This is a genomic window from Streptomyces sp. NPDC058289, assembly GCF_042880975.1.
GTDB classification, from domain to species: domain Bacteria; phylum Actinomycetota; class Actinomycetes; order Streptomycetales; family Streptomycetaceae; genus Streptomyces; species Streptomyces stoeckheimensis.
In genome coordinates, this window is sequence record NZ_JBHVYI010000019.1 from 20,453 (window position 1) to 43,198 (window position 22,746).

Below are 22,746 nucleotides of genomic sequence, written 5' to 3' on the forward strand. Positions count from 1 at the left end.
GCGCAGGACGGCCTGGAGCTGGGCCTGCAGGAGCTCGAGGTCCTCGAGGCCCCCGGTTTCTGGGAGGGCGTGTCCATCGGCATCGCCATCTCCACGGTCACCATCGCCACCTGATCCACCCGCAGCACCCCGCAGTACTCCGCACCACACCACCACTCGACACACGAAGGAGAACAGCCATGAGCGAGCAGATTCTCGACAACGCGGCGGTCGTCGCGCAGGACGGCCTGGAGCTGGGCCTGCAGGAGCTCGAGGTCCTCGAGGCCCCCGGTTTCTGGGAGGGCGTGTCCATCGGCATCGCCATCTCCACGGTGACCATCGCCACCTGATCCCGCCCCGGCGACCCCGCACGCAAGTGAGCGGCGCCTGAAACGGATCGATGCGGACCGGGCCCGGCCGGGAAACCCCCGGCCGGGGCCCGGCCCTCGGCACCACCGAACCACCGAACGACAGCACAACCGAACCACCGCACCACCGAACCACCCACACACCCGGCACACCCCGGAAAGGACGCGGCAGCGATGAGCAGCAGCAGCGACCCGGCCGTCTCGCTGAACGGTCTCACCAAGATCTACAAGGGCGTTCGCGCCGTCGACGCGCTGACCGTGGACATCCGCGCGGGCCGTGTCACCGGCCTCCTGGGCCGCAACGGCGCCGGCAAGACCACCACCCTGCGGATGCTGCTCGGCCTCGCCACCCCGACCGCCGGCACCGCCACCATCCTCGGCAAGCCCTACGCCGAACTCCCCGACGCGGCCCACCGCATCGGAGTCAGCATGGACGGCATGGGCGGCGTCACCGGCGCCACCGTCCGCGGCGAACTGCGCATCTGGTGCACCGTGCTGGGCCTGCCCGCCGGCCGCGCCGACCAGGTCATGGAGTACACCGGCCTCGACTACGCCGCCGACCGCCCGGTCAAGGGCTGCTCCACCGGTATGCGCCAGCGACTCGCCCTGGCCACCGCGCTGCTCGCCGACCCGGAGATCCTCATCCTCGACGAGCCGGCCAACGGCCTCGACCCGGACGGCATCCGCTGGCTGCGCGCCACCCTGCGCACCCTGGCCCTGGGCGGCCGCACCGTCATCGTCTCCAGCCACCAGCTCGCCGAGCTGGAGCAGACCGTCGACGACGTCGTGATCATGCAGCACTCCCTGCGCTACGCGGGCACCCTCGAGGACCTCACCGGCGACGGCGCCGTCCGCCTGGAGGACCGCTTCTTCGAGCTGGTCGACCCGGCCGCCACCGCCGTTCCCGCCGCCGCTCCCGCCGCGGACACCGCGGGCATCCGTACCCCGGAAAGGAACTACTCCCGTGCGTAACCTCATCGCCGGCGAAACCCGGAAGGCCCTCACCGGCCGCGCCTGGTGGGCCCTGCCGCTCGCGGGAGCCTGGCTGTGCCTGATCACCACCTTCGGATACGTCTCCGGAGGCGAGAAGGCCATCGCGGAGGGGTCCACGTCCCTGGCCGTCGGCCAGGACGTGGCCCGTTCCTGGATGATGATGTTCCTGCTGGCGGCCGTCTTCGGCGCCGTCCACGTCACCCGGGACTACGCCTCCGGCACCATGGTCCGCTCCGCGCTCCTGGCCGGCTCCCGCTCCCGCCTCTTCGGTGCGAAGCTCGCCGTCAGCACCGCCGCCGGAGCCGTCTTCGGCCTGATCGCCGCCGCCCTCGGCGCCGTCAGCGTCTACCTCGGACCGCTGCCCTTCGGCCTGGAGGCCGCCGCCGACGGCGAGACCGCCCTCATCTTGGTCGGCGTGTTCGCCTGCTGCACCCTGGCCGCCCCCTGGGGCGCCCTGATCGGCTGGATCGTCCGGAACCAGACCGGCGCCGTGGCCACCCTGATCGGCCTCACGCTCCTGGTGGACCCCGGGCTGCAACGGCTGGTCCCCGAGGTCTCCAAGTACCTCCTGACCATCGCGATGAGCTCCGTGTACCGGGACGTGAAGCCCGACCTGCTCTCGCTGCCCTGGGCGTACGCGGTCATCGCCGCCTGGCTCGCCGCCGCCTTCGTCGCCGGCCGCCACCTCGTCCGCACCCGCGACATCGCCTAAGGGCGTGTCCAGCGTCTCCAGCGCACCAGGCCGAACCGGTCCGTCCGGCCCCGACCCACCGGACACGTCCTCACCGCCCCCTTGATCCGAGGTGCTTCCACCATGTCCGCCAAAACCGCCTTCGCACCCGATCTGGAGCGGCCCCGCACCGCCGACGACGTGGCCGTGCGCGAACCGCTCACCGAAGACGCCCCCTGGGTGATCCAGCGCGGGGAGCACAAGCACTTCCGTACCGGCGAGGACCTCGCCCGCCTGGTCCGCCTCCTCGACGGAAGCCGCGACCACGACCAGCTCGCCGCCGAACTCGGCTCCCCCTGGACCCCCGGCCACATCGGCCGCGCGGTCCGCAGCCTCGCCGACTCCGACCTCCTGGAGGACGGCCGGCCCGTCAAGAAGCCGGCCAGGGTCCGCTTCGCGGGCCCGCTGACCATCCAGTTCACCCTGGTCAAGCCCGAGCGGATGCTGCGCCGCCTCGCCCCGCTGGTCCGCCCGCTCGGCCACCGCCTCGTCCTCGGCGCGGCCGCGGCCGTCGTCCTCCTGGGCGTCCTGGCCCTCGCCGCCTGCGGCGCCACCCTCGGCGAGGCGCTCTCCCGCCCGATGCCCCTGTGGGCGTACGCCTGCGTGATGCTCGGCGTGGTCGCCACCACAGCCGTCCACGAGATGGCCCACGGCGCGGTCCTCACCCATCACGGCGGCACACCCAGCCGGATGGGCTTCATGCTCTTCTACATGTCGCCGGCGTTCTTCTGCGACGTCTCCGACGGCTGGCGCCTGCCCAGCGCCCGCCAGCGCGTCCAGGTCGCCCTCGCCGGCATCGCCATCCAGGCCGTCGCCGCCGGGACCGCCGCCCTCACGGCCCTCGCCGTCCCCGCCGGACCGGCCCGCGAGACCCTGTTGCTGGTGGCCCTCGTCAACTACATGGTCTGCGTGGTGAACCTGCTCCCGCTGGTCAAGCTCGACGGCTACCTCGCCCTCATGAGCCACCTGGACATCTCCCACCTGCGGGAGAAGGCCATGACCGACGCCCGCCGGGCCCTCGCCCGGGTCGTCTTCGGGGGCCGCGGCTACCGGCGCGAACTGCCCGGCCGCGGCTGGTCCGTCCCGTACGGCATCGCCTGCCTGGTCTTCCCGCTGTACCTGGTCTCCAGCGCCCTGACCCTCTGGTCCGGGATCCTGCAGCGCCTCGGCATCGCCGGCTCCTGCATGATGGTCTGCGCCCTCGGCTACCTGCTGTGGCGCCTCGGCAAGGGCGCCGCCACCCTGGTCCGCGAAGCCGTGCAGGCCGGCGCCCGTCCCGCCCGCATCGCCGCCGCGGGGGTGCTCGCCACCGCCGGACTGGCCCTGGCCGCCACCCTCGTACAGATCCCCGCCACCGTCTCGGCCGGCTACACCACCGAACCGGGCGGCAGCCTCAGCCTCCTCGTCCCCCGGGGCGGCGGCGGCTTCGACCTCACCGAGGGCACCACCGTCACCCTGCGCCGTTCCGGGCTCTTCTCCCGGCCGCAGACGGGCACCGCCACCCTCGGCGAACCCACCGGCCACGACGTCCTCGCCCCGGTCACCGCCATGCTCCCCGTCGCCAGTGACCGCCCCTGGCTGGAGATGAAGGCGTACCCGCTGCACCGCGTCACCGCCACCCCCGCGCCGAACGGCACGGACCGCACCGGCGTCGCCGAGGTCCAGGCGGGCCACCACCCGCTCTGGAAGTGGTTCGCCGTCTCCTACCTCGGCCCGCTGCTCCCCTGACTTCTCCCGTACGCCGCCCACGGAGGCCCGCCATGTCCCTGCGACACGTTGCCCACTGCCCGCCCGGCACCCCCTTCTACGACCGTCCGGCCGCGATCACCGGCGCCGACGCCTTCCCGGCGGCCACCGCCGACGCCCCCGCCGGGTGGACCCGTGAGCCGATGGGGGAGTGGACCGTCCTGACCCCGCCGGGACTCGAACTCCCCGGCCAGGGCTGGAAGATCCACGTGTCGGCGACCGAGCGGACGGCCCCCGAGGTCCTCGACATCGTGAGCGCGTACTGCACCTCCCGCTCCCTGCTCTTCAAGTTCCTCACCAGCCCCTCGATGCTGATGCTGCGCAACAGCAAGTACGGAGACCGGGGCAGCAGCGGCAAGTTCATCACCCTCTACCCCCGCGACGAGGCGGAGCTGGAGACCGTACTGACCGAGCTCGACGCCCTCCTCGAAGGCCGCCCGGGACCGGCCGTCCTCAGCGACCTGCGCTGGGGCGCGGGCCCCCTCTACCTCCGCTACGGAGGCTTCAAGCTGAAGCTGGGCCCCGGCCCGAACGGCGCCCCCGTGCCCTGCATCGAGGACCCCGACGGCAACCTCGTCCCCGACGTGCGCGGCCCCTCCTTCCGCCCGCCGGCCTGGCTGGAGCTGCCGCCGTGCGTGGTGCAGGCGCTGGCCGAACGCAACCGCGGGGGCTCCCTCGGGGACTTCCCCTTCAAGATCACCCAAGCCCTGCACTTCTCCAACGGCGGCGGCGTCTACCGCGCCACCGACATCCGCGACGGACACGAGGTCCTGGTCAAGGAGGGCCGCCCGCACGCAGGCCTCGACGACGCCGGAGCCGACGCCGTGGAGCGGCTGCGCCGCGAGCACGACGCGCTGGCCGCCCTCGACGGACTGCCCTGGTTCCCGCGGGTCCTGGACTGGCGCCGGGGCGCCGAACACTGGTTCCTGACAAGGGAGTTCGTCGACGGCAACGCCCTGACCAAGGAGACCGCCGAACGCAACCCGATGCTCCACCCGGTCACCGCCCGCGACACCGCCATGCCCGTGGCCGAGTACACCGCCTGGGCCCTGGACGTCCTGAGGCGCATCGAGGCCGCCGTCACCGCCATGCACGAACGCGGCCTGGTCTTCGGCGACCTGCACCCCAACAACGTCCTGATCCGCCCCGACGGCACCGTCGCCTTCATCGACCTCGAGACCACCCTCCCCATCGAGGGACACACCGGCCAGGCCATCGGAGCCCCCGGATTCTGCGCCCCCGCCGGGACCACCGGCACCGCCGTCGACCGCTACGCCCTGGGCTGCCTGCGGCTGAGCCTGTTCCTGCCGCTGACCCCGGTGATGTCCTTCACCCGCCACCGCTCCGAGGACCTCCTCGCGCAGATCGCCGCCTTCTTCCCGGTGCCCGAGGGGTACGCCGACCAGGTCCGCGCCGACCTCGGACACGCCCCGGCGCCCGCCGGCGGCCCGCTGGCCACCCCCGAGCGCATCGCCACCGGGATCCTGACCTGCGCCACCCCCGAGCGCACGGACCGCCTCTTCCCCGGCGACGCCGACCAGTTCCTGCACGGCGACGGCGGCCTCAACATCGCCAACGGAGCCGCCGGGGTCCTGTGGGCCCTGCGCGGCGCCGGGATCACCGTCCCCGAGGCCCACCTCGACTGGCTGGCGGACGCCGCCCGCGCCGTCACCGGACCGCGACCGGGCCTCTACGACGGACTGGCCGGCATCGCCTGCGTCCTGCACGACTTCGGGCGCACGGACGAGGCCGCCGCCCTCCTCGACCGCGCCCACGGCCTGCTGCCCACCGCCACCCTGCGCGACGGCAGCCCCGACCGCAGCCTCTCCGGCGGCATCGCGGGCCTCGGCCTGGCCCTGCTGCACCTCGGCGAGGACACGGCCGCCCGCGAACTCGCCGCCGCCCTCGTCAACAGCCCCACCCTGGAGGAACGCCCCGGCCTGCTCCGCGGAGCCAGCGGCGAGGCACTCTTCCTGCTGGCCGCCGGCCGTGACGACGCCGCCCGCGTGGCCCTCGTACACGACCTCGAACTGTCCCGGCAGCCGCTACCCACCCCCTGGCACCGGGTCCAGCTCGCCCACGGCGGAGCCGGGCAGGCCATCGCCGTCCACCACTACCTCGCCGCGCACCGGGACCCGTACCTGACGGCCGTCCACGACGCCCTGCTGACCGACCTCACGTCTCAGTTCCACCCGGCCTGCGGCCTGTTCACCGGCCGGGCCGGCGCGCTCGCCGCCCTGACCTGCACGGACGACGGCTCGGCGGCCACCGCCCGGGCTCTGGCCGAACTCCGCTCCGGCCTGGAACCGTTCGCGGTGGCCCACGAGAACGACCCGTACGCCACCGGCTTCCTCGGCGACCACCTGCTGCGCCTGTCCACGGACCTGGCCACCGGCTCCGCCGGCGTCCTGGCGGCGCTGACCGCGGCCCGCACGGCCGTCCTGCCCTACCTGCCCGCCCTGGCCCCGGCGCCGGTACCGGCCGCCCGCTGAACCCGACCCCACCCACGTACGGAGCCCCGCATGCCCACCCACCTGACGGTCAGCATCAGCATGACGGAGGAGGCCCCGTCCTCGGCGGCCCCCGAGACCACGGCCGTACGCCTCGTGTCCTGCCTTCCCCCGTCGTGGACGGTGGTCCCCCTCTCGATGACCACCCGCTCGGCGACCCTGTCCCTGACCGCCCCGGACGACACCCGCGCCCCGGCGGTCCTGGAAACCCTGGACACCGCGCTGTCGGCCCCCGCCTTCACCGGCTGGATCCGCGGCTGACCCGCCCCCGACCACCCGCAGGCCGCTCTTCCCCCACAAGCGGCCTGCGGGTGCACGTCCCCGTCCGGGCCCGGTCAGGCCCGCGGCGGTACGAGCATGCGCTCGGCGCCGAGACCGTTGGTGCGGGTGTCCTCGTACAGGGTGGTCTCGCCGTCGCTCCACCGGACGATGAGGTCATTGGTGAGGCCGTCACCGGTGTACTGACCGGTGGTCATGAGGACGCTGTGGGTCCAGGTGTCGTCCGGACCGTGGAGGCGCCGTGCGCCGCCGAGCCCGCGGGTGCCGATGCCCGGGTGGCCGGCGAGCGCGCCGTTGGACCAGCGGACCAACAGGTCCCACTTCCGGGTGCCGGAGAACTGCCCGGCGGCGAGCAGGGCGGCGCCCTTCCAGGCGGGGCCGGGGCCCTTGAGCCGGTGCTCCCGGCCGAAGGTGCCGGCGCCCACGGCGGTGTGGAGGGTGAGTTCGCCGTCGGACCAGCGGACCACGAGGTCGGTGACGTAGGTGGAGGCGTCGAAGCGCCCGGCGGTGATCTGGGCGGCGTGCTTCCAGACGGATCCGGCGGGGGCCATCTCGGTGACGCGGCCCAGGCCGTGGGAGCCGACGTCGCCGTGCAGGGTCATCCGGCCGTCCTTCCGGCGGACCATCAGGTCGAACCGGTCCGACCCGGTGAAGTCGCCCGCGGTGACGGCGGCCACCTCCTTCCAGCCGGCGTTCGGTGCCATGAGCCGGCGCTCCGGGAGGAAGCCGCCCCGGCCGTCCCCCGGGAAGAGGGTGACCTCCCCGTCCGTCCACACCACGAGCAGACTGCTGCGGCCGCTGCCGGTGAAGTCGCCGGAGGCCATGGCCTTGGCATGGGTCCACAACTCTCCCGAGCCGGGCAGCGGGAGGCCGTCCGCGGATCCCGGGTAGGGAGGCCGGGAGAGGGAGTCGGGGTCGCGGCCGGAGTCGGCGTCCTCGTACAGCTCCCGGGCCTCCTTGCCGTACACCGGCGCGTACGTCACCCAGGAGTCGTTGCCGCCGCCGTGGTAGCCGCCGGTGTTGCCGATGACCTTGCCGGTGCGGCGCGCGGCGTCGTAGTCCTTGATCCAGGGGCCGCCGGACACCCCGCCGTAGAAGCCCTTGCACACCATCCGCAGCTGCCGGAAGCCCCGCAGCCGCGTGGTGGGCACATCGCACCGGACGGCCTCGTGGCCCTTGTTCACGCGGGAGGCGGACGGATAGCCGACGACGGTCACCTCGTGCTCGTACGTGCCGACCGGCGTGAAGGCCAGCGCCCCGGTGACCTTCTCGACGCGTCCCTTCGCGTTCGGCTCGACCAGGACGAAGGCGAGGTCCAGGTCGGACAGGGCGGCCCTGCCGTGCACCCGGTAGCGGGGGTCCGTGTAGACGCCCCCGGCCCTGACCGGGAAGATGCCGAACGGCTGGCCGGCGGCGGTCTTTCCGTGGCGGTAGCGCGGCACGAAGACGGCGCGGTTCGCCGGCTGCCGCATGCCGACGGCGCAGTGCCCCGCCGTGAGCACCATGCTCTTGCCCGCGCTGCGCACGACGCTGCCGGTGCAGGAGGTGTCAGCCGTGCCGATCCCGGCCTGCCGGTAGAAGAAGGTTCCCACCATCGGCATGCCGTCGAAGTGGACGCCGGTCGGAATGCCGGAGGGTGCGCCGGCGCCGGCCGCGGCCCGGCTTCGGACGGCGTCGACGGGCACGGCCGCGGCCATGCGCGCGGCCGTCCAGTACGCCTCCGCGGAGCGCAGGCCGCCGGCGGGCTCGGGCGGGGCGGCCGCCAGCATGCAGGCGGCGGAGACGACGGAGACGACGGAGACGGTGAACCATCCGGATCCCAAAGAACCTGCCCGCCTTCTGCGTGAGGTGACCCCGTCCGAGCGCCGAGCGCCGCGTCGGCCGGCAAGACCGTCGACGGACAAGAAGAGATCACAGGAGCACGCCGAGGACGTGGACGGGTGCGTTCGCCGCGCTGGCGCTGCTCCGGTTGGCGCCCCGCAATTCGGTGGTGTGGGGGGAGCGGAGCCTCGACACTGACACCTTGTGTCCATGAACCCTCATGCCGGTCCCCTGTGCACGCGCGATTCGCTCGCCGCCGAGCTGCGCGGGCTCGGTCTGCGCCCCGGTGAAACCCTCCTCGTGCACTCCTCCCTCGGCTCGCTCGGCTGGGTCTGCGGCGGCGCCGCCACGGTGGTCACGGCGCTGCTCGATGCCCTCGGGGACGCGGGGACCCTCGTGGTGCCGACGCACTCCGGCGACAACTCCGATCCGGCGGAGTGGACGAACCCGCCGGTGCCCGAAGCGTGGTGGGCGGACATCCGTGCCTCGATGCCGCCCTTCGACGCGCGCACCACGCCCACCCGCGGCATGGGCGCCGTCCCGGAGGCCGTCCGCAGCCGGCCGGAGACCATCCGCAGCGGCCATCCGCAGACGTCCTTCGCCGCGCTGGGCCCGCGCGCCGCCACGATCACGGACGGCCATGCGCCGGACTGCCGGCTCGGCGAACGCAGCCCGCTCGCCCGGCTGGAAGAGGCCGGGGCGCGGATCCTGCTGCTGGGTGCGGGCTTCGACTCCTGCACGGCCTTCCACCTGGCCGAGTACCGGGTTCCCGGGCCGCTGGTCGACAACTCCTTCGCCCTCATGACCGCGCAGGGCCGCTGCTGGACGACGGTCCGCGACACGCCGGTCTCCTCGGACGACTTCGAGGAGCTGGGCGCGGCCTTCGAGAAGGACCGCCCGGTGGTGCGGGGCACGGTGGGCGGCGCGGAGGTCCGGCTGTTCGACCTGGCCGACGCCGTCGCCTACGCCGAGGGTTGGCTGGCCGCGCACCGGCCGTGAGCTCGCCGTCAGTCGACGGCCTGGTAGAGCGTGGTCCAGAAGTCGCTCATGGCGCGCGCCGAATCCGGGGTGGACAGTCCGACCTGGGTGAGCAGGACTCCGCCCGCCGCAGCAACCCCGCGATCCGCGCCTCCAGCCCCGACCGGCAGTCGGGCCAATCCGCCGCGGTGACCGAGTACATCGCGGAGTCGCGGAGCAGGCCGTCCTCGCCCGGGGCCCACGAGCGGGACCAGTTGCGGAGCACGCCCTCGAAGCGTGCGCCGACCCTCTCGATCGCGGCGCGCGAACGGGCGTTGCGGGCGTCCGTCTTCAGGTCGAGCCGGGCCACGCCCCAGTTCTCGAAGGCGTGCCGGAACAGCAGGTACTTGGCTTCGGTGTTCACCCCCGAGCCCTGGGCCGAAGCCGCGAGCCAGGTGTAGCCGACCTCGATCGCGCACAGGCCCTCCCCGGTCGTCGGCCACGGCCGGGGGTCCCAGTAGGCGGTGGCCCCGACCGCCCGCCCCGACGCCCGCTCCACCTGCGCGTACGGGGCCAGTTTCCCCGCGTCGCGACGGGCGAGCTGGGCGTCGATGTACCCCCCGACCTGGTCCGCGGTGGGCACCCACGTGAATCCGTAGGGGCTGCGGTCCTCTTCGGCCGCCACGGCCAGGTCCGCCGCGTGGCGGTGCTCCAGCGGCTCCAGGCGTACGAGCGCGCCGTCCAGGACCGGTCCATCGAGTACGAAGGTCATGATCGCAGCGTTCCAGAGCCGTACCCGCCGTGTCGCGCGAATTCGGCGCACCGGAGCAGAGATCTATACAAGCGTCTTGAACATTTGTCTTAGACGGTTGTATATTCCTGGCACGGGGTCACACCGACACCCGTATCCGCACCGGAACCAGGGGGAACCGCCATGACGAACGCCGCCGCCCAGCCCACCCGTGCCACCCTGACCATCGACGGCCGCGCCCTGTCCTACCTGGACTTCGGCGGCGCCGGCCGCCCCCTCCTCGCCCTGCACGGCCACCTTTCCGAGGGCTCCTCCTTCGCGGCCCTGGCCGCCGCCCTCGGACCCGAGTGGCGGGTGATCGCGCCCGACCAGCGCGGCCACGGGGACTCCGACCGCGCCGCGGAGTACACCCGCGCCGGCTACCTCGCCGACCTGGTCGCCCTCCTCGCCCACCTCGGGATCGACCGCACCGTCGTCCTCGGCCACTCCCTCGGCGGGATCAACGGCTACCACCTGGCCGCCGAACACCCCGAGCTGGTCGCGGCCCTCGTCGACGTCGACGCCCCCGCCGAGCTCCCCGACCACGGCACCAGCCCCCTGGGCTTCGTACGGAACTTCCCCTACACCGCCGCGACCCGCGAGGAGCTCCTCGCCGGCTGCGGCCCCCTCGCCCCCGCCCTCGCCCCGGCGCTGCGCCCGCTGCCCGGCGGATCCGGCTGGCGACTGCCGTTCCACCCCCAGGACACCATCGACTCCGAGAACCTCGTCCACGGAGACCACTGGAAGCAGTGGCTCGCGACCGGCTGCCCCGCGCTGCTGGTCCACGGCCTGCGCAGCCAGGTCGTGTCCGCCGAACTGGCCCTGGACATGACCACCCGGCGCCCCGGCACGGTGTCCCGCGCCCTGGACACCGACCACTTCGTGCAGCTGGGCGACCCGGAGGGCTTCGCCGCCGCCGTCCGGGAGTTCCTCGCCGGCCTCTGACGTACCGCGCCCCTCCCGGAGCCGGGCCGTCGGCCTCGACGGGCGATAGAACGCGGGACAGCCCGGACCCCCGTGGCTACACTGCGCGCAGTTGATCAAGTGGTGTGGGGGCGGCCGGTGTTGGAGCGAACGGCGACACGGGTGTGCCCGTTGTGCGAGGCGACGTGCGGGCTGAACATCACCCTGTCGGACGAGGTCGTCACCCGCGTCAAGGGGAACCGCGACGACGTCTTCAGCAAGGGGTACCTCTGCCCCAAGGGCGCCTCCCTGGGCCGGTTCGACAGCGACCCCGACCGGCTGACCGCCCCGCTGGTGCGCCGGCCCGACGGCGGTTTCGACGAGGTGGGCTGGGCCGAGGCCTTCGCCGCCGTCGAGCGCGGACTGCGCGGGGTGACGGAGCGCCACGGCCGGGACGCCGTGGCCCTCTACATGGGGAACCCGGTCATCCACACGCTGGCCCTGCCCCTCTACATGCTGGTCCTGCGCGAACGGCTCGGCACGCGGAACATCTACTCCTCCACCACCCTCGACACCATGCCCAAGAGCGTGGCCTGCGGATGGATGTACGGAGACCCGCTCGCCTTCCCGCTGCCGGACATCGACCGCACCGACCACCTGCTGGTCCTGGGCGCCAACCCCATGGAGTCCAACGGCAGCCTGTGGACCGTCGCCGACCTGCCGGGCCGCCTCAAGGCGCTGCGGGCGCGGGGCGGGCGCCTCGTCGTCGTCGACCCGCGCCGCACCCGCACCGCGGACCTCGCGGACGAACACGTCCCGATCCGCCCGGGCACCGACGCCCTGCTGCTGCTCGGCATCGCGCACACGCTGTTCGACGAGGGCCTGGCGACCGACCCCGGCTCCGGCTTCGCCGGCTTCGACGAGCTGGCCGTCCAGGTGAAGGGGTTCGCCGCGGAAGACGTCGCGGACGCCTGCGGGGTCCCCGCGGGGACCATCCGCACCCTCGCGCGCGAGCTGGCCGCGGCGCCGACGGCCGCCGTGTACGGACGACTGGGCACCTGCACCACGGAGTTCGGCACCCTCACCAGCTGGCTGGTGGACGTGGTCAACATCATCACCGGGAACTTCGACCGCCCCGGCGGCGTGCTCTTCGGCGAGGCACCGCACGCCACCCGCCGGCCCGCCGAGCCGTTCCGCACCGGACGCTGGCACAGCAGGGTCCGCGGACTGCCCGAGGCCAACGGCGAGCTTCCCACCGCGACCCTCGCGGACGAGATCGAAACCTCCGGCGAGGGGCAGGTACGGGCCCTGCTGTGCATCGCCGGGAACCTGGTCCTCGCCTCCCCGCAGGGCGAACGGCTGGACCGGGCCCTGCCCGGCCTGGACTTCATGGTCTGCGTCGACCCCTACCTGAACGAGACCACCCGCCACGCGTCCGTCATCCTGCCGCCGCCGAGCGCCCTGGAATCACCCCACTACGACGTGGTCCTGGCCGGCCGCTCCGTCCGCCGCAACGCCCGCTTCTCCCCGCCCGTACGGGCTCTGCCGCCCGGGCGCCCCAGTGAAGCGGAGATCCTCGCCCGCCTGGTCCTCATCGCCTCGGGCAAGAGCGTGGACGGGGACCCGGACAGCGTGGACGAGGCGCTGACCGACCTGACCCTGAGGGCCGCCTCCGGCCGCCCGGGGGCACCCCTGCACGGGCGCGAACCGGCCGCACTCAAGCGGGAACTGACCGGGGACAACGCACTGGAGCGGCGGCTCGACCTGATGCTCCGCCTGGGACCCGCCGGCGACCTGTTCGGCAAGCGTCCCGACGGCCTGAACCTGGCCCTGCTCAAGGAGACCCCGAACGGCATCGACCTCGGGCCGCTGCGGCCCCGCCGCAAGGAGGTCGTGATGACCGCCTCCGGCCTGGTGGAACTGTGCCCGCCCGCCATCACCGGGGACCTCCCGCGGCTCGAGGCGCGGATGCGGGAACTGGACGACGGCGGGTTCGTGCTCATCTCCCGCCGCCAGCTGAAGTCCGTCAACAGCTGGTCACACAACATCGCGACCCTCTCCGGTGGGACCAACCGCTGCGCCCTGGAGATCAGCGCGGGGGACGCCGAGCGCCTGGGCGTCACCGCCGGAGACCTGGTCCGGGTCCGGGGCCGGAGCGGTGAGGTGGTGGTGCCGGTGGAGCCCACCGACCGGCTGCGCGAGGGAGTGCTGAGCCTCCCGTACGGCTGGGGGCACGGGCGCAAGGGCAGCCGGCTCGCCCACGCGGCCACCCAGCCGGGTGTGAGCATGAACGCGCTCACCGACAGCTCGGTCGTCGACCCGCTCTCCGGGACGGCCGTCTTCAACGGGGTGCCCGTACGCGTGGAGAAGGCCGAACCGGAAACGGAAAGATGAATTCCGGACGATTCGCATTCTGCGTCATTTGAATTCCTGATCGCCCCGAGTGAAAACTTTTCAGACATCCCGAGCGTCCCTAGACTGGCCAAGTGAGTCCGATCGCCAGTCATTGGGAGATTCCGTGAGTCTTGCTCGTCGCATCATGATTCCTGCCGTTTCCATGATGCTCCTCGCCGGGGTGGCCACCGCGGCGAATGCCGTGGAAGAGCCCACGACAGATTCCATGAGCAGTCTGGCGTGTTCGCCGACGCAGACCGCCATCACCGATGTGCCGCACCGGCTTTTCGCCGCCTGGAACAACGGGGACGCGGCCGGAGTCGCCGCCCAGTTCACGACGGACGGGCACATGATTCCGAGCAATGGCGCCTACCTCACCAGCAGGACCGCGATCCAGTCCTTCTACCAGGGCGCCTTCGCCGGTCCCCTCGCGGGCACCCGGATGATCGGCAAGCCGCTCACCGTGCGCTGCCTGTCCAACTCCACGGCCGTGATCGACGGGCTCGGCGGGCTGCTCAAGCCCGGTGACACCTACACCGAGCCGGAGCAGGTGCCGATCGGCCAGCGCATCATCGTCTCCTGGACGGCGGTCCGCGTCGGCAACACCTACTACATGAAGGAATTCCAGAGCACCACCATTCAGGGCTGATCACCGAGCCGGCTGCCGCGAGGAAATCGAGAGGAACGGAGAGTTTCGTTGCCACGCACGGTGCTGGTCACGGGGGGAAACAGGGGAATCGGGTTGGCCATTGCCGAGGAATTCCTCGGACGTGGCGACCGGGTTGCCGTCACCTACCGCAGCGAACCACCGGACGGCAAGTTCCTCGCCGTTCGCTGTGATGTGTCCGACCCGGAACAGATCGACGCCGCATTCACTGCGGTCGAGGCCGAACTCGGCCCGGTGGAGATTCTCGTATCCAATGCCGGTATCACCGAGGACCGGCCCATGCTGCGGATGCAGGAAGAGCAATTCTCCCGGGTCATCGACACCAATCTCACCGGCGGCTGGCGCTGTGCCCGGCGGGCCCTGCCCAAAATGCTGCGCGGCCGGTGGGGGCGGATCGTCTTCGTGTCCTCCGTCGCCGGACTGCGCGGGAACCAGGGGCAGGTCAACTACGCCGCCAGCAAGGCCGGCATGGTCGGCATGGCGCGCTCGCTCGCCCGCGAGGTCGCCACGTCCGGCATCACCGTGAACGTGGTGGCGCCCGGCCTGATCGAGACCGACATGACCGCCGCCCTGTCCGGAACCCGCAAGAGCACGCACCTGGCGGAGATCCCGGCGGGACGGGCGGGCCGCCCCGAGGACGTGGCCGACACGGTGGCCTGGCTCACGGGGGAGCGGGCCGGCTACGTCACGGGCGCGGTCGTGCCCGTGGACGGCGGCCTGGGAATGGGGCACTGATCCCATGACCACGACGCCTCCCGTCACCGAGCTGCCCGTCACCGCGCCTCCCGCCACCGGCGGCCTGCTCGCCGGCAAGCGGATCGTCATCACCGGTGTGATCACCGAGCGGTCCATCGCGTTCGCGGCCGCCCGGATCGCCCAGGAACAGGGCGCCCGGATCGTCCTCACCGGCTACGGCCGGATGTCTCTGGTCGAACTGGTCTCCCGCCGGCTGCCCGAGAAGCCGCCGGTCGTGGAACTGGACGTGACCGACCCCGGGCACCTCGCCCGCCTCCCCGAGCTGGTGGGCGAGCACCTCGGCGGCGTCGACGGAGTACTACACTCCATCGCCTTCGCCCCGCCGAGCTGCCTCGGCGGATTCCTCACCGCACCCTGGGAGGACGTGGCCACCGCCGTCCACACCTCCGCCTACTCCTACGTCTCCCTCGCCAAGGCGCTGCTGCCGCTCATGGGCAGCGGCGGCTCGGTGGTCGGACTCACCTTCGACGCCACGAAGGCCTGGTCGGGCTACGACTGGATGGGCGTGGCCAAGGCCTCCCTGGAGTCCGCCAACCGCTATCTCGCGAGGGAGGCGGGCCCGCTCGGCATCAGGTCGAACCTGGTGGCGGCCGGTCCCCTGCGGACCACCGCCGGGAAGGCCATCCCGGGCCTGGCCCGTACCCAGGACGACTGGGCGGCCAAGGCACCGCTGGGTTGGAACATCACCGAGACGGAGCCCACGGCACGGGCCTGCGCCGCGCTGCTCTCCGACTGGTTCCCGGCGACCACGGGCGAGATCGTCCACGTCGACGGGGGACACCACGCGATGGGCGCCTGACCGCAGGACCGCAGCACGAAAGGGGTGGTGGCCCGGGCCGCACGCGCGGCCCGGGGCACCACCCCTTCCCCTACCCGCGGATCAGAGCGCGAAGCTGCTGCCCGCCTCGGGAACCACCAGGCGCTGGGCCGAGCCCGCCTTCTCGAAGGCGGCGCTGACGGTGTCCTGACCCTCCGTGAAGTGCTGCCAGCCGTCCTGGTGCACGGCGAGCACCTTGCGGGCGCCCAGCAGTTCGGCCACCTCCACCGCCTGCTCGGAGGTCAGCGAGAGCAGCGTCGGGCCGAACGGGGCGAGCTGCGCCGCACCCACGTGCAGCACCGCCAGGTCGACGCCGGCCCCGCCGAGGCGCTCCGCGAGGGCCTGCACCGGCTCCAGGGAGACGTTGTCGCCGCTGACGTACACCGTCGGCAGACCCTCGCCGCTCAGCAGGAAGCCGGTGACGGCGCCGAGCATCGGCTCGGTCCCGGCCGGACCGTGCTGCGCCGGGACGGCGGTGACCACGAGCCGGCCGCCGTCCGGGCGCTCCAGAACGTGCTCGGCCCACGGCGCCAGCCCGGTACCACCGACGCGCTCCGCGGACTGCTCGGTGGTGAGCACCAGCGGGACCTCCTTGAGGAAGGCGCGCCCGGCCCCGTCCAGGTTGTCGGGGTGCTGGTCGTGCGACAGCAGGACGGCCGCGACCGGGCCCAGCCGGTCGGTGGTGAGCGCCGGGCCGGCCAGCTTGTGGAGGGCGACCGGGCCCATCTCGTAGGAGGAACCGGCAGCGTCGAAGGTCGGGTCCGTCACGAACCGCAGCCCGCCCAGGTCGATGACCACGGTGGGGCCGCCCACCGCGGTGACGGCGAGCTGTGCGGCGGTGTTCTCAGTCATGGAACTGCTCCTTGGAAAGTGCGACTCGAACGGTGGGATGGGAAAGAGAAGGGAGGGGGCGGGCCGGTCGGCCGGGATCCACGACCACCAGGCCCCCGGTGAATCCCCGCGGCAGCCGCAGCGGGTGCCAGAGGTGACCGACGTCCTGCTCCGGAGCCCCGGCCAGGGCGCGGACGCCGGTGCCCACGGCCTTCACGTACGCCTCCCGCCTGGTCCAGACGTCCAGCCACAGCAGGTCCCCGGCCCGGCCGGAGGCCCGGCCCAGGCGGGCGCGTTCGGCGGGGGAGAACAACCGCCGGGCCAGGTCCGCGGCCCGGGGGACCGTACGGACCTCCTCGACGTCCACACCGATACGGGTCCGGGGCGCGAGCCCGCTGCCCACGGCGACGGCGACCAGTCCCGCGGCGTGCGCGATGCTCACGTCCACCCCCGGGGCGTCCGTCACCCACGGCCGTCCGGACCGGTCCAGGGCGAGGCCCACGCGCGCGGGCGGCCGCCCGAGCATCCGCCCCAGCTCGCTGCGCAGCAGGTACCGGGCCAGGACGAACTCGGCCCGGCCCAGCGGATCGGAGACGGCGTCGTACCGGGAGCGCTCCTGCGGGGGCAGCGCGGCCGCCAGCTCCGCCACCGTGCCGGCCGGCAGACCGCGCCCGTCGGCCCACCAGGCGCGTACGACACCGGGGCCCACGGCGACCCGCCCCGCGGAGGCGACCCGCCCCGCCGAGGCGATCCGCCCTGCCGGGAGCATCCGGCCCGCCGAGGCGATCCGCTCCGCCGGGGCGGCCACGGCCGCCGACGTCCCGTCCGATCCGATCCGGGTCACGGCCGGCCGGCCGCCAGCACCCGGTCGGCCAGCTCGTCCTCGGTCAGGCCGAAGTGCGAGGTGAGCGCGCTGATCCAGCGCTCCAGGCCGAAGGCCACGCAACCGGTGAAGGCGGGCTCGCCGTCCGCCGTGCGGATCTCGCAGCGCTCGCCGAAGAAGTTGCGGTGGAAGTTGAGCGAGCCGATGGCCAGCGACCCGTCGAAGACGAACTCCTCCTTCACCGGGAAGAGCTGGGCCATCAGCGCGCGTCCCGCGCTCGCGTCGAAGAACGGGTCCGTGGCGGCCTCGATCTCGACCGGCAGCCCGAGCTCCGACAGGTAGCCCGTGATCTTCTTCCGGAACAGCTCCAGGTGGGCCAGGACCTCGTCCCGGGTGCCGACGCACACGATCTCCCGCATGCTGAAGCCCAGCAGCCGGCGCAGCGCGTCGTAGTGCGTCTCACGGCGGAAGCAGGTGGCCACGGTGGTCACCTTGTGGGGACCTTCCGTCAGCGTGCGGCCCGCCAGATCGAGGTAGACGTTGTAGCAGGCCGCCGAAGGCAGCGCGTACGAGGCCTCGGTGAGGTGCCCGGCAGGCAAGGAGGGCTCGCGCGGGCCGCCCGTCGCGTACTCCGGAGCGGCCTCCTCCGTGAGGGCCGCTCCCAGGATCGCCAGCTGCGGGAAGTTCTGGAAGTAGTCCAGCCGGTGCAGGTCCTCGACCCGCATCAGGGGCGGGTACTGCACCGCGTCGGCGCCGACCTCGGCCGCCCAGCCGGTGAACACGCCTTCGAGGGTGGCCCGCAGCCTCAGTGCACCTGGCCCGAGGGTCGCGAGACCGCCGCGCGTCGAAGGGGTGCGGCCCGCCTCCGAACCCGTGCTCACGGAACTCCCTGGACTACGCAGACTCATGGAAGAACCTCTTTCGAATCGAGTTGATCGTACGAAAATCCGACGGAGTCACGTTCTCCATCAAGATCTCTTCACCCGTCTGCTCTTCCAGTACGTAGAGGAAGTTGACGAAGCCGAGGGAGTCGAGGATCCGGTTCTCGACCAGGTCGAGGTCCGGATCGATCGAGGTCAGGTCCGGCCGCTTGGTCAGCAGGTACTGGATCACGGCGTCGAAGCCGGTGACGGTGCTCATGAGCGCGGCAGAACGTCGTCGGTGAAGATGCCCTCGTTCACGAGGAAGCTCATCGAGCGCTTGAGCATCTTGCGCTCCAGCTCGTGGAAGGCCGGGTCGGCCAGCACCTCGTTGCGCACCTGGTAGGGGTTCGGGATGCCCGCGTCCTTGAAGGCCGCCGGGTTCACCAGGCCGTCCACGGACTTGCGCAGGTACCGCTTGAGGTACAGCTCCAGCTCGGCCAGCTCCTCCGTGCTCAGCTGCTCCCGCAGCTGACGGTGCAGGTGCGAGACGATCTGCCGGCCGAAGGCGACGTGCCGGGACTCGTCCTGGTGGTGGATCGCGTTGATCTTGCGGATCGTGGGGTGCAGCCGGTCGTCGTCGCCCATCCGCTTGTTGAAGAAGTCGACGACCTCTTCGAAGAGCAGGAGCCGCGCGAAGACGAGGAAGTGGGCGGACTCGCCCTCGGACTTCATCTCCAGCTGGACGCCCTTGTCCGGGTAGACCTTGCCGCCGTACAGCAGGCAGAACCGGGCGAAGAACCACATGTGCGAGTTCTCCTCGCCGATCATGTGGTGGAAGTACTCGGAGGAGAGGGCGAAGTCCTTCGTGTGGATCCGCGCGATGATCTCGGTGATCAGCTCACGGATGCCGTCGACGTTCAGGCTGTAGAAGTTGACGCTCTCCCACTTGCTGATCGCCCACTTTTGCTCCTCGGTGAACGACTCGGCCACCTTGGTCCCGTGGATGGACAGCAGCTCCGGAGTCATCCAGTACTGGTCCTCGGGCAGCGTCTCCGGCCAGTCGAACATCGTGTACGGGTCGTAGTGGTCGCGCTCGGACATCGACACGAGCCGGTCGAGTATGGACTGCAACTGCGCGTCGGCCTGCAGCACGGGCGTGCTCATCGGATCCTTTTCCTCTCTCAGTTGCCGGAGCCGTTGCCGGCCCCGGCCGTCTCGCGCGGAGCGGGCTGCTCCGCCGAGAGCTGGATGTCGGTCTGGTGGCGCGGGTGGGCGAACAGTCCGCCGCGGCGGTACCCGTTCACCGGTTCGTCCGCATGGTGTTCCGTGGGCAGCAGCCGGTTCAGCAGCGAGCCGGTGAAGGCCTCCGCGATGTCCGGGTGCGGGGCCTCGGCGTGGTGGTCGGCCAGGATGACGAAGGCCGGGTCCACGTTCTTGACCAGGCCGTCCTCGTCCACGACCTCCAGCCACGAATGGGCGAGGTCGAGCATCCCCATGATCCAGCCGCGCCGGGTACGGGCCTCGAAGCCGGCTTCCCGGCACCGCTCGGCCAGCTCCAGGCAGACGGAGATGCAGGGGGCGTAGCCCTGGGCCAGCACCTCGTCCTTGCGCCACTGGAGTTCCTCGGGCATCCGGCCCCAGCGGAACCGGTCGGGGCCGTACGAGGTCACGATCTCGCGCAGTCGCTCCGAGACGATCCCGCGCCGCTCCCCGGAGGTCACCAGCACCCCGGAGGCGGTGAGCCCGGACGTGCCGCTCGCGGTGATGTCCTTCTCCCCGAGCGAGGCCCCCTCGGGCCCGATCGACAGGGACTCCGTCCAGCCGCCGCTCAGTTCCGGGTGGGGCGTGGCCAGGTTCCAGTCGGTGCGCTCCGGGTCGCCATGGCCGTGGGCGGCCGGCGGGGTCAGCGCGACGGAGTAGTTCCAGCGCTGGGGCCGGAACAGCGACTGCGGATCGGCGTGCATCCAGCGCAGGGCGTAGCGCATCGTCTTCTCGGGCACGGAGGTCCCGGACCCGGAGTAGAGCGCGAGGTTCACCAGGTCGAAGCGGTCGAAGCGTTCGGCCCCCGGTGTCCCGCCGTGCGGCAGGCCGGCGCGCAGCAGCTCGTCGAGGATCTCCGGCCCGCACTGGAGCAGTTCGAGCGCGGCGTCCCGCTCCACCCACTCGTCGCGCAGCTCCGGCGGGATCACCAGCAGGTCGCGGAGGGACTCGAGCCAGCCCTCCGGGCCCCGCGGCGCGGCGGGGCGGGTCCACGGTTTGGCTTCGATGTTCATCCGTTGCTCCCGGAGGACGTCAGGTTCAGGGGCGAGAAGCGGGCCCGCAGCGCCGCCTTGTCGGGCTTTCCGTACGAGGCCGTGGGGATGCCCGTGACGAACTCGAACCGTCCGGGCACGTGCGCCGCGCCCAGGGCGCCGCGCACCGAGGCGCGCAGTTCCTCCACGAGGCCGGGCCGGTCGTCCTCCCCCGCGACGCAGACGGCGACCAGGGCCTCGCCCGTGCGCGGGTCGGGCACCCCGATGACGGCGGCGCGCCGGATGTCCGGATGGGCCGTCAGCACGTTCTCGACGGCCTGCGGATAGCAGTTGGTCCCGTCCACGATGACCAGGTCCTTCGCCCGCCCGGTCAGGTACAGGTAGCCGTCCTCGTCGATCACCCCGAGGTCGCCGGTGCTCAGCCAGCCGTCCCGCAGCACCTCTGCGCTCAGGTCGGGCCGCTGCCAGTAGCCCGCCATCACGGTGGGCCCGGACACCTCGACCGCTCCTTCCGTACGGGGCCCCAGCGCGCTGCCGTCCCCGCCCGTGACCCGGAGGGACACCCCGGGCACCGCGCGGCCGACCGAGCCGAACAGCTCGGGCCGGGACGCGGCGGCCGCCGCGTGGTCCTCGGGACCCAGGCTGGTGATGGCGATGGCCTCGGTCAGGGCGTAGCTCTGCCGCAGCCGGGGGCCGAGGCTGCGGACCGCCTGGGCGAGCCGGTGCGGGGTCACGGGCGCGCTGCCGTAGCTGACGGCCGCGAGCCCGGAGAGGTCGGTGTCCGCCAGGTCGGGGTGGTCCAGCAGCCGGTACAGGTACGGCGGGTAGAGGTACGTGGTGACCGGCCGGTGCTCGGCGGAGGCCTCGGCGATCCGCACCAGCAGCACCTCCGCGTCGAACTCGTCGAACAGCTCGACGCTCACGTGGTGGCGCAGCAGACCGCAGGCGATCGCACCCGCGGCGTGCGCCATCGGGGTCATGGCCAGGAACCGCAGCCCCGGCGGCGGGGCCGCGCCCGCCCAGGCGCCGGCGGCCGCGGTCAGCGCGCCGAAGGTGTACACGACCCCCTTGGGCAGGCCGGTGGTGCCGCCGGTGTACAGCACCCGGGCGACGTCGTCCTCGCGGGCCGCCACCGGCAGCGGGGCGTCCGACCGGAGGGCGGCCTCGGCGAGCAGGTCGGTCACCTCCGGGTCCGGGCCGGGACCGAGCCCGAACAGCAGCTTCACCCCGGCCGCGCGGGCGAGTTCGGCCATGCGGTGCCCCGGCAGGATCGGCCCGGCGCAGGCGAGGATCACGGCCGCGGGGGCGGCGTCGCGCAGGATGTGCTCGGCGACCTGCTCGCCGCCGGCCGCGTACACCGGGGTGTAGCTGATGCCGAGGAGGTGCGCGGCCAGGCCCACCGCCGACATCTCGATCGGGTTGGCGGCCAGCAGGACGAGCCGGTCCCCGCGGCCCAGGCCCGCGTCCCGCAGGACCCGGGCCGTCCGGTAGGCCAGCGAGAGCAGCCCGGCGAAGGTCATGGACCGCTCGCCGTGGATCAGCGCGATGCGCTCGCCGCGGGCGGCGAACTGCTCGATGGCGCTGGTGACGTACGCGGCGGGGGCGCCGGAGTCGGGCGTGGTCACGGGGTCTCCTTCCCGGGGACGGTGGTGGTGGCAGCAGCGGCGGTGGTCGTGGCGGACGCAGGGGCGCTCGAGGCGGCGGCCGCGCCGGACGCCGTGCTCGTACGGAAACGGCAGGCGGAGCCGCCGGTGCGCAGGCACTCCACGCGGTGATCGCTGACCTCCGTCTTCAGCCCCTCGAACCAGCCCGCCCGCATCTGCGGGCACGGGCACTCGTAGCCCTCCAGCGTCCCGGCGCGCGCGAGCATCTCCAGGGCGAAGTTGCGGGTGACCGCCGTCTCGAAGGACTCCTCGCCGGTGACCTTGTTGGAGGCCTCCACGGCGTCCCCGGTCATCAGCTCCGAGATGCCGGTCAGTGCAGTGGCCAGCTCGGCGGCGGAGAGCCCCGGGCCCAGCCCCTCTTCCCGCGCGTAGGCGGAGGCGATCCGCCGGGTGACGAACTGCATCGCCTCCGCGTTGACCTCGTTCGCCGCGTCCTGGCCGAACCGCCGCGCGACCCCCTGGTACCAGCGGGCGTCGTGCAGCCACCAGAACTGGCGCAGCAGGTCGGCGGAGGGCTCGCCGGGGCCTGCCGGTCCGGGTGCCTGGGAGGCGGAACTGGTCACGGTGTCCTCGTCCTTCGGGTGGGAGGGGGATTCGGCTGGT

Annotated in this window: 23 protein-coding genes; 13 read left to right on the top strand and 10 right to left on the bottom strand. The window is 72.7% G+C overall.

The annotated features are described in order from the left end of the window. Positions 1–24: 24 nt before the first annotated feature. The 7 genes from ACFVX6_RS12420 (at position 25) to ACFVX6_RS12450 (ending at position 6,587) form a co-directional block, all read left to right on the top strand. Positions 25–114, top strand: coding sequence for a daptide-type RiPP (locus ACFVX6_RS12420; RefSeq protein ID WP_389690680.1), 90 nt, complete (start codon positions 25–27; stop codon positions 112–114). A gap of 65 nt (positions 115–179) precedes the next feature. After that, positions 180–329, top strand: coding sequence for a daptide-type RiPP (locus ACFVX6_RS12425; protein WP_250744242.1), 150 nt, complete (start codon positions 180–182; stop codon positions 327–329). Positions 330–521: 192 nt separating this feature from the next. Further along, positions 522–1,319, top strand: coding sequence for an ABC transporter ATP-binding protein (locus tag ACFVX6_RS12430; protein ID WP_389690522.1), 798 nt, complete (start codon positions 522–524; stop codon positions 1,317–1,319). Beyond that, a complete protein-coding gene (locus ACFVX6_RS12435) occupies positions 1,312–2,052 on the top strand; it encodes an ABC transporter permease (protein WP_389690524.1) in 741 nt (246 codons plus the stop codon). Before ACFVX6_RS12430 ends, ACFVX6_RS12435 begins: the two co-directional genes overlap by 8 nt. 102 nt (positions 2,053–2,154) lie before the next feature. Beyond that, complete coding sequence (gene mpaP, locus ACFVX6_RS12440) at positions 2,155–3,798, top strand: daptide biosynthesis intramembrane metalloprotease (RefSeq protein ID WP_389690526.1); 1,644 nt, start codon at positions 2,155–2,157, stop codon at positions 3,796–3,798. Between the two features lie 32 nt (positions 3,799–3,830). Continuing rightward, on the top strand, positions 3,831–6,308 hold the full coding sequence (gene lanKC, locus ACFVX6_RS12445; protein ID WP_389690528.1) for a class III lanthionine synthetase LanKC: 2,478 nt from the start codon (positions 3,831–3,833) through the stop codon (positions 6,306–6,308). Between the two features lie 30 nt (positions 6,309–6,338). Further along, the gene (locus ACFVX6_RS12450) at positions 6,339–6,587 is read left to right on the top strand and encodes a hypothetical protein (RefSeq protein WP_389690530.1); all 249 of its coding nucleotides are present in this window, start codon (positions 6,339–6,341) and stop codon (positions 6,585–6,587) included. A 74-nt stretch (positions 6,588–6,661) separates the two neighbouring features. Here the strand turns inward: ACFVX6_RS12450 and ACFVX6_RS12455 are convergent, their stop codons facing one another. After that, the gene (locus ACFVX6_RS12455; protein ID WP_389690532.1) at positions 6,662–8,428 is read right to left on the bottom strand and encodes a trypsin-like serine peptidase; all 1,767 of its coding nucleotides are present in this window, start codon (positions 8,426–8,428) and stop codon (positions 6,662–6,664) included. A gap of 208 nt (positions 8,429–8,636) precedes the next feature. Between ACFVX6_RS12455 and ACFVX6_RS12460 the strand changes: the two genes are divergently transcribed. Continuing rightward, complete coding sequence (locus ACFVX6_RS12460; RefSeq protein ID WP_389690534.1) at positions 8,637–9,425, top strand: aminoglycoside N(3)-acetyltransferase; 789 nt, start codon at positions 8,637–8,639, stop codon at positions 9,423–9,425. A 46-nt stretch (positions 9,426–9,471) separates the two neighbouring features. Here the strand turns inward: ACFVX6_RS12460 and ACFVX6_RS12465 are convergent, their stop codons facing one another. Then, on the bottom strand, positions 9,472–10,155 hold the full coding sequence (locus ACFVX6_RS12465) for a GNAT family N-acetyltransferase (RefSeq protein ID WP_389690536.1): 684 nt from the start codon (positions 10,153–10,155) through the stop codon (positions 9,472–9,474). A gap of 162 nt (positions 10,156–10,317) precedes the next feature. Here ACFVX6_RS12465 and ACFVX6_RS12470 point away from each other — a divergent pair, with 162 nt between their 5' ends. From ACFVX6_RS12470 to fabI, 5 genes are all read left to right on the top strand, one after another. Then, entirely contained in the window at positions 10,318–11,118 is an 801-nt protein-coding gene (locus ACFVX6_RS12470; protein WP_389690538.1) for an alpha/beta fold hydrolase, read from the top strand. A 120-nt stretch (positions 11,119–11,238) separates the two neighbouring features. After that, positions 11,239–13,470, top strand: coding sequence for a molybdopterin-dependent oxidoreductase (locus ACFVX6_RS12475; protein WP_389690682.1), 2,232 nt, complete (start codon positions 11,239–11,241; stop codon positions 13,468–13,470). A 226-nt stretch (positions 13,471–13,696) separates the two neighbouring features. Then, positions 13,697–14,119, top strand: coding sequence for an SgcJ/EcaC family oxidoreductase (locus ACFVX6_RS12480; protein WP_389690540.1), 423 nt, complete (start codon positions 13,697–13,699; stop codon positions 14,117–14,119). 48 nt (positions 14,120–14,167) lie between these two features. Beyond that, complete coding sequence (gene fabG / locus ACFVX6_RS12485; protein ID WP_274553570.1) at positions 14,168–14,872, top strand: 3-oxoacyl-ACP reductase FabG; 705 nt, start codon at positions 14,168–14,170, stop codon at positions 14,870–14,872. 4 nt (positions 14,873–14,876) lie between these two features. Then, a complete protein-coding gene (fabI, locus tag ACFVX6_RS12490) occupies positions 14,877–15,692 on the top strand; it encodes an enoyl-ACP reductase FabI (protein WP_389690542.1) in 816 nt (271 codons plus the stop codon). An 81-nt stretch (positions 15,693–15,773) separates the two neighbouring features. On the opposite strand, the gene ACFVX6_RS12495 is transcribed toward fabI, so the two are convergent. From ACFVX6_RS12495 to ACFVX6_RS12530, 8 genes are read right to left on the bottom strand one after another with little or no spacing between them, the layout of a single operon-like run. After that, entirely contained in the window at positions 15,774–16,562 is a 789-nt protein-coding gene (locus tag ACFVX6_RS12495; protein ID WP_389690544.1) for an MBL fold metallo-hydrolase, read from the bottom strand. Next, a complete protein-coding gene (locus ACFVX6_RS12500) occupies positions 16,555–17,385 on the bottom strand; it encodes a 4'-phosphopantetheinyl transferase family protein (RefSeq protein ID WP_389690546.1) in 831 nt (276 codons plus the stop codon). Before ACFVX6_RS12500 ends, ACFVX6_RS12495 begins: the two co-directional genes overlap by 8 nt. Further along, positions 17,382–18,245 (bottom strand): aminoacyl--tRNA ligase-related protein, encoded by an 864-nt coding sequence (locus ACFVX6_RS12505; protein WP_389690548.1) that lies wholly within the window; start codon positions 18,243–18,245, stop codon positions 17,382–17,384. Before ACFVX6_RS12505 ends, ACFVX6_RS12500 begins: the two co-directional genes overlap by 4 nt. 13 nt (positions 18,246–18,258) lie before the next feature. Continuing rightward, positions 18,259–18,504 carry an acyl carrier protein gene (locus tag ACFVX6_RS12510; protein ID WP_389690550.1) on the bottom strand — a complete coding sequence of 82 codons (246 nt, stop codon included), beginning with the start codon at positions 18,502–18,504 and terminating at the stop codon, positions 18,259–18,261. Next, positions 18,501–19,391, bottom strand: coding sequence for a diiron oxygenase (locus tag ACFVX6_RS12515; protein ID WP_389690552.1), 891 nt, complete (start codon positions 19,389–19,391; stop codon positions 18,501–18,503). Before ACFVX6_RS12515 ends, ACFVX6_RS12510 begins: the two co-directional genes overlap by 4 nt. A 17-nt stretch (positions 19,392–19,408) precedes the next feature. Beyond that, positions 19,409–20,500 carry a hypothetical protein gene (locus tag ACFVX6_RS12520; protein WP_389690554.1) on the bottom strand — a complete coding sequence of 364 codons (1,092 nt, stop codon included), beginning with the start codon at positions 20,498–20,500 and terminating at the stop codon, positions 19,409–19,411. Further along, positions 20,497–22,104 carry an AMP-binding protein gene (locus ACFVX6_RS12525; RefSeq protein ID WP_389690556.1) on the bottom strand — a complete coding sequence of 536 codons (1,608 nt, stop codon included), beginning with the start codon at positions 22,102–22,104 and terminating at the stop codon, positions 20,497–20,499. The genes ACFVX6_RS12520 and ACFVX6_RS12525 overlap by 4 nt, the downstream gene beginning before the upstream one ends. Beyond that, a complete protein-coding gene (locus ACFVX6_RS12530) occupies positions 22,101–22,706 on the bottom strand; it encodes an L-2-amino-thiazoline-4-carboxylic acid hydrolase (protein WP_389690558.1) in 606 nt (201 codons plus the stop codon). The genes ACFVX6_RS12525 and ACFVX6_RS12530 overlap by 4 nt, the downstream gene beginning before the upstream one ends. Between the last annotated feature and the right edge of the window lie 40 nt (positions 22,707–22,746).

Coding starts and splice junctions, on each gene's coding strand:
- ACFVX6_RS12425 (WP_250744242.1), top strand. CDS start 180: ATGAGCGAGCAGATTCTCGACAACGCGGCGGTCGTCGCGCAGGACGGC.
- ACFVX6_RS12430 (WP_389690522.1), top strand. CDS start 522: ATGAGCAGCAGCAGCGACCCGGCCGTCTCGCTGAACGGTCTCACCAAG.
- mpaP (WP_389690526.1), top strand. CDS start 2,155: ATGTCCGCCAAAACCGCCTTCGCACCCGATCTGGAGCGGCCCCGCACC.
- lanKC (WP_389690528.1), top strand. CDS start 3,831: ATGTCCCTGCGACACGTTGCCCACTGCCCGCCCGGCACCCCCTTCTAC.
- ACFVX6_RS12450 (WP_389690530.1), top strand. CDS start 6,339: ATGCCCACCCACCTGACGGTCAGCATCAGCATGACGGAGGAGGCCCCG.
- ACFVX6_RS12460 (WP_389690534.1), top strand. CDS start 8,637: ATGAACCCTCATGCCGGTCCCCTGTGCACGCGCGATTCGCTCGCCGCC.
- ACFVX6_RS12465 (WP_389690536.1), bottom strand. CDS start 10,155: ATGACCTTCGTACTCGATGGACCGGTCCTGGACGGCGCGCTCGTACGC.
- ACFVX6_RS12470 (WP_389690538.1), top strand. CDS start 10,318: ATGACGAACGCCGCCGCCCAGCCCACCCGTGCCACCCTGACCATCGAC.
- ACFVX6_RS12480 (WP_389690540.1), top strand. CDS start 13,697: ATGAGCAGTCTGGCGTGTTCGCCGACGCAGACCGCCATCACCGATGTG.
- fabI (WP_389690542.1), top strand. CDS start 14,877: ATGACCACGACGCCTCCCGTCACCGAGCTGCCCGTCACCGCGCCTCCC.
- ACFVX6_RS12495 (WP_389690544.1), bottom strand. CDS start 16,562: ATGACTGAGAACACCGCCGCACAGCTCGCCGTCACCGCGGTGGGCGGC.
- ACFVX6_RS12510 (WP_389690550.1), bottom strand. CDS start 18,504: ATGAGCACCGTCACCGGCTTCGACGCCGTGATCCAGTACCTGCTGACC.
- ACFVX6_RS12515 (WP_389690552.1), bottom strand. CDS start 19,391: ATGAGCACGCCCGTGCTGCAGGCCGACGCGCAGTTGCAGTCCATACTC.
- ACFVX6_RS12520 (WP_389690554.1), bottom strand. CDS start 20,500: ATGAACATCGAAGCCAAACCGTGGACCCGCCCCGCCGCGCCGCGGGGC.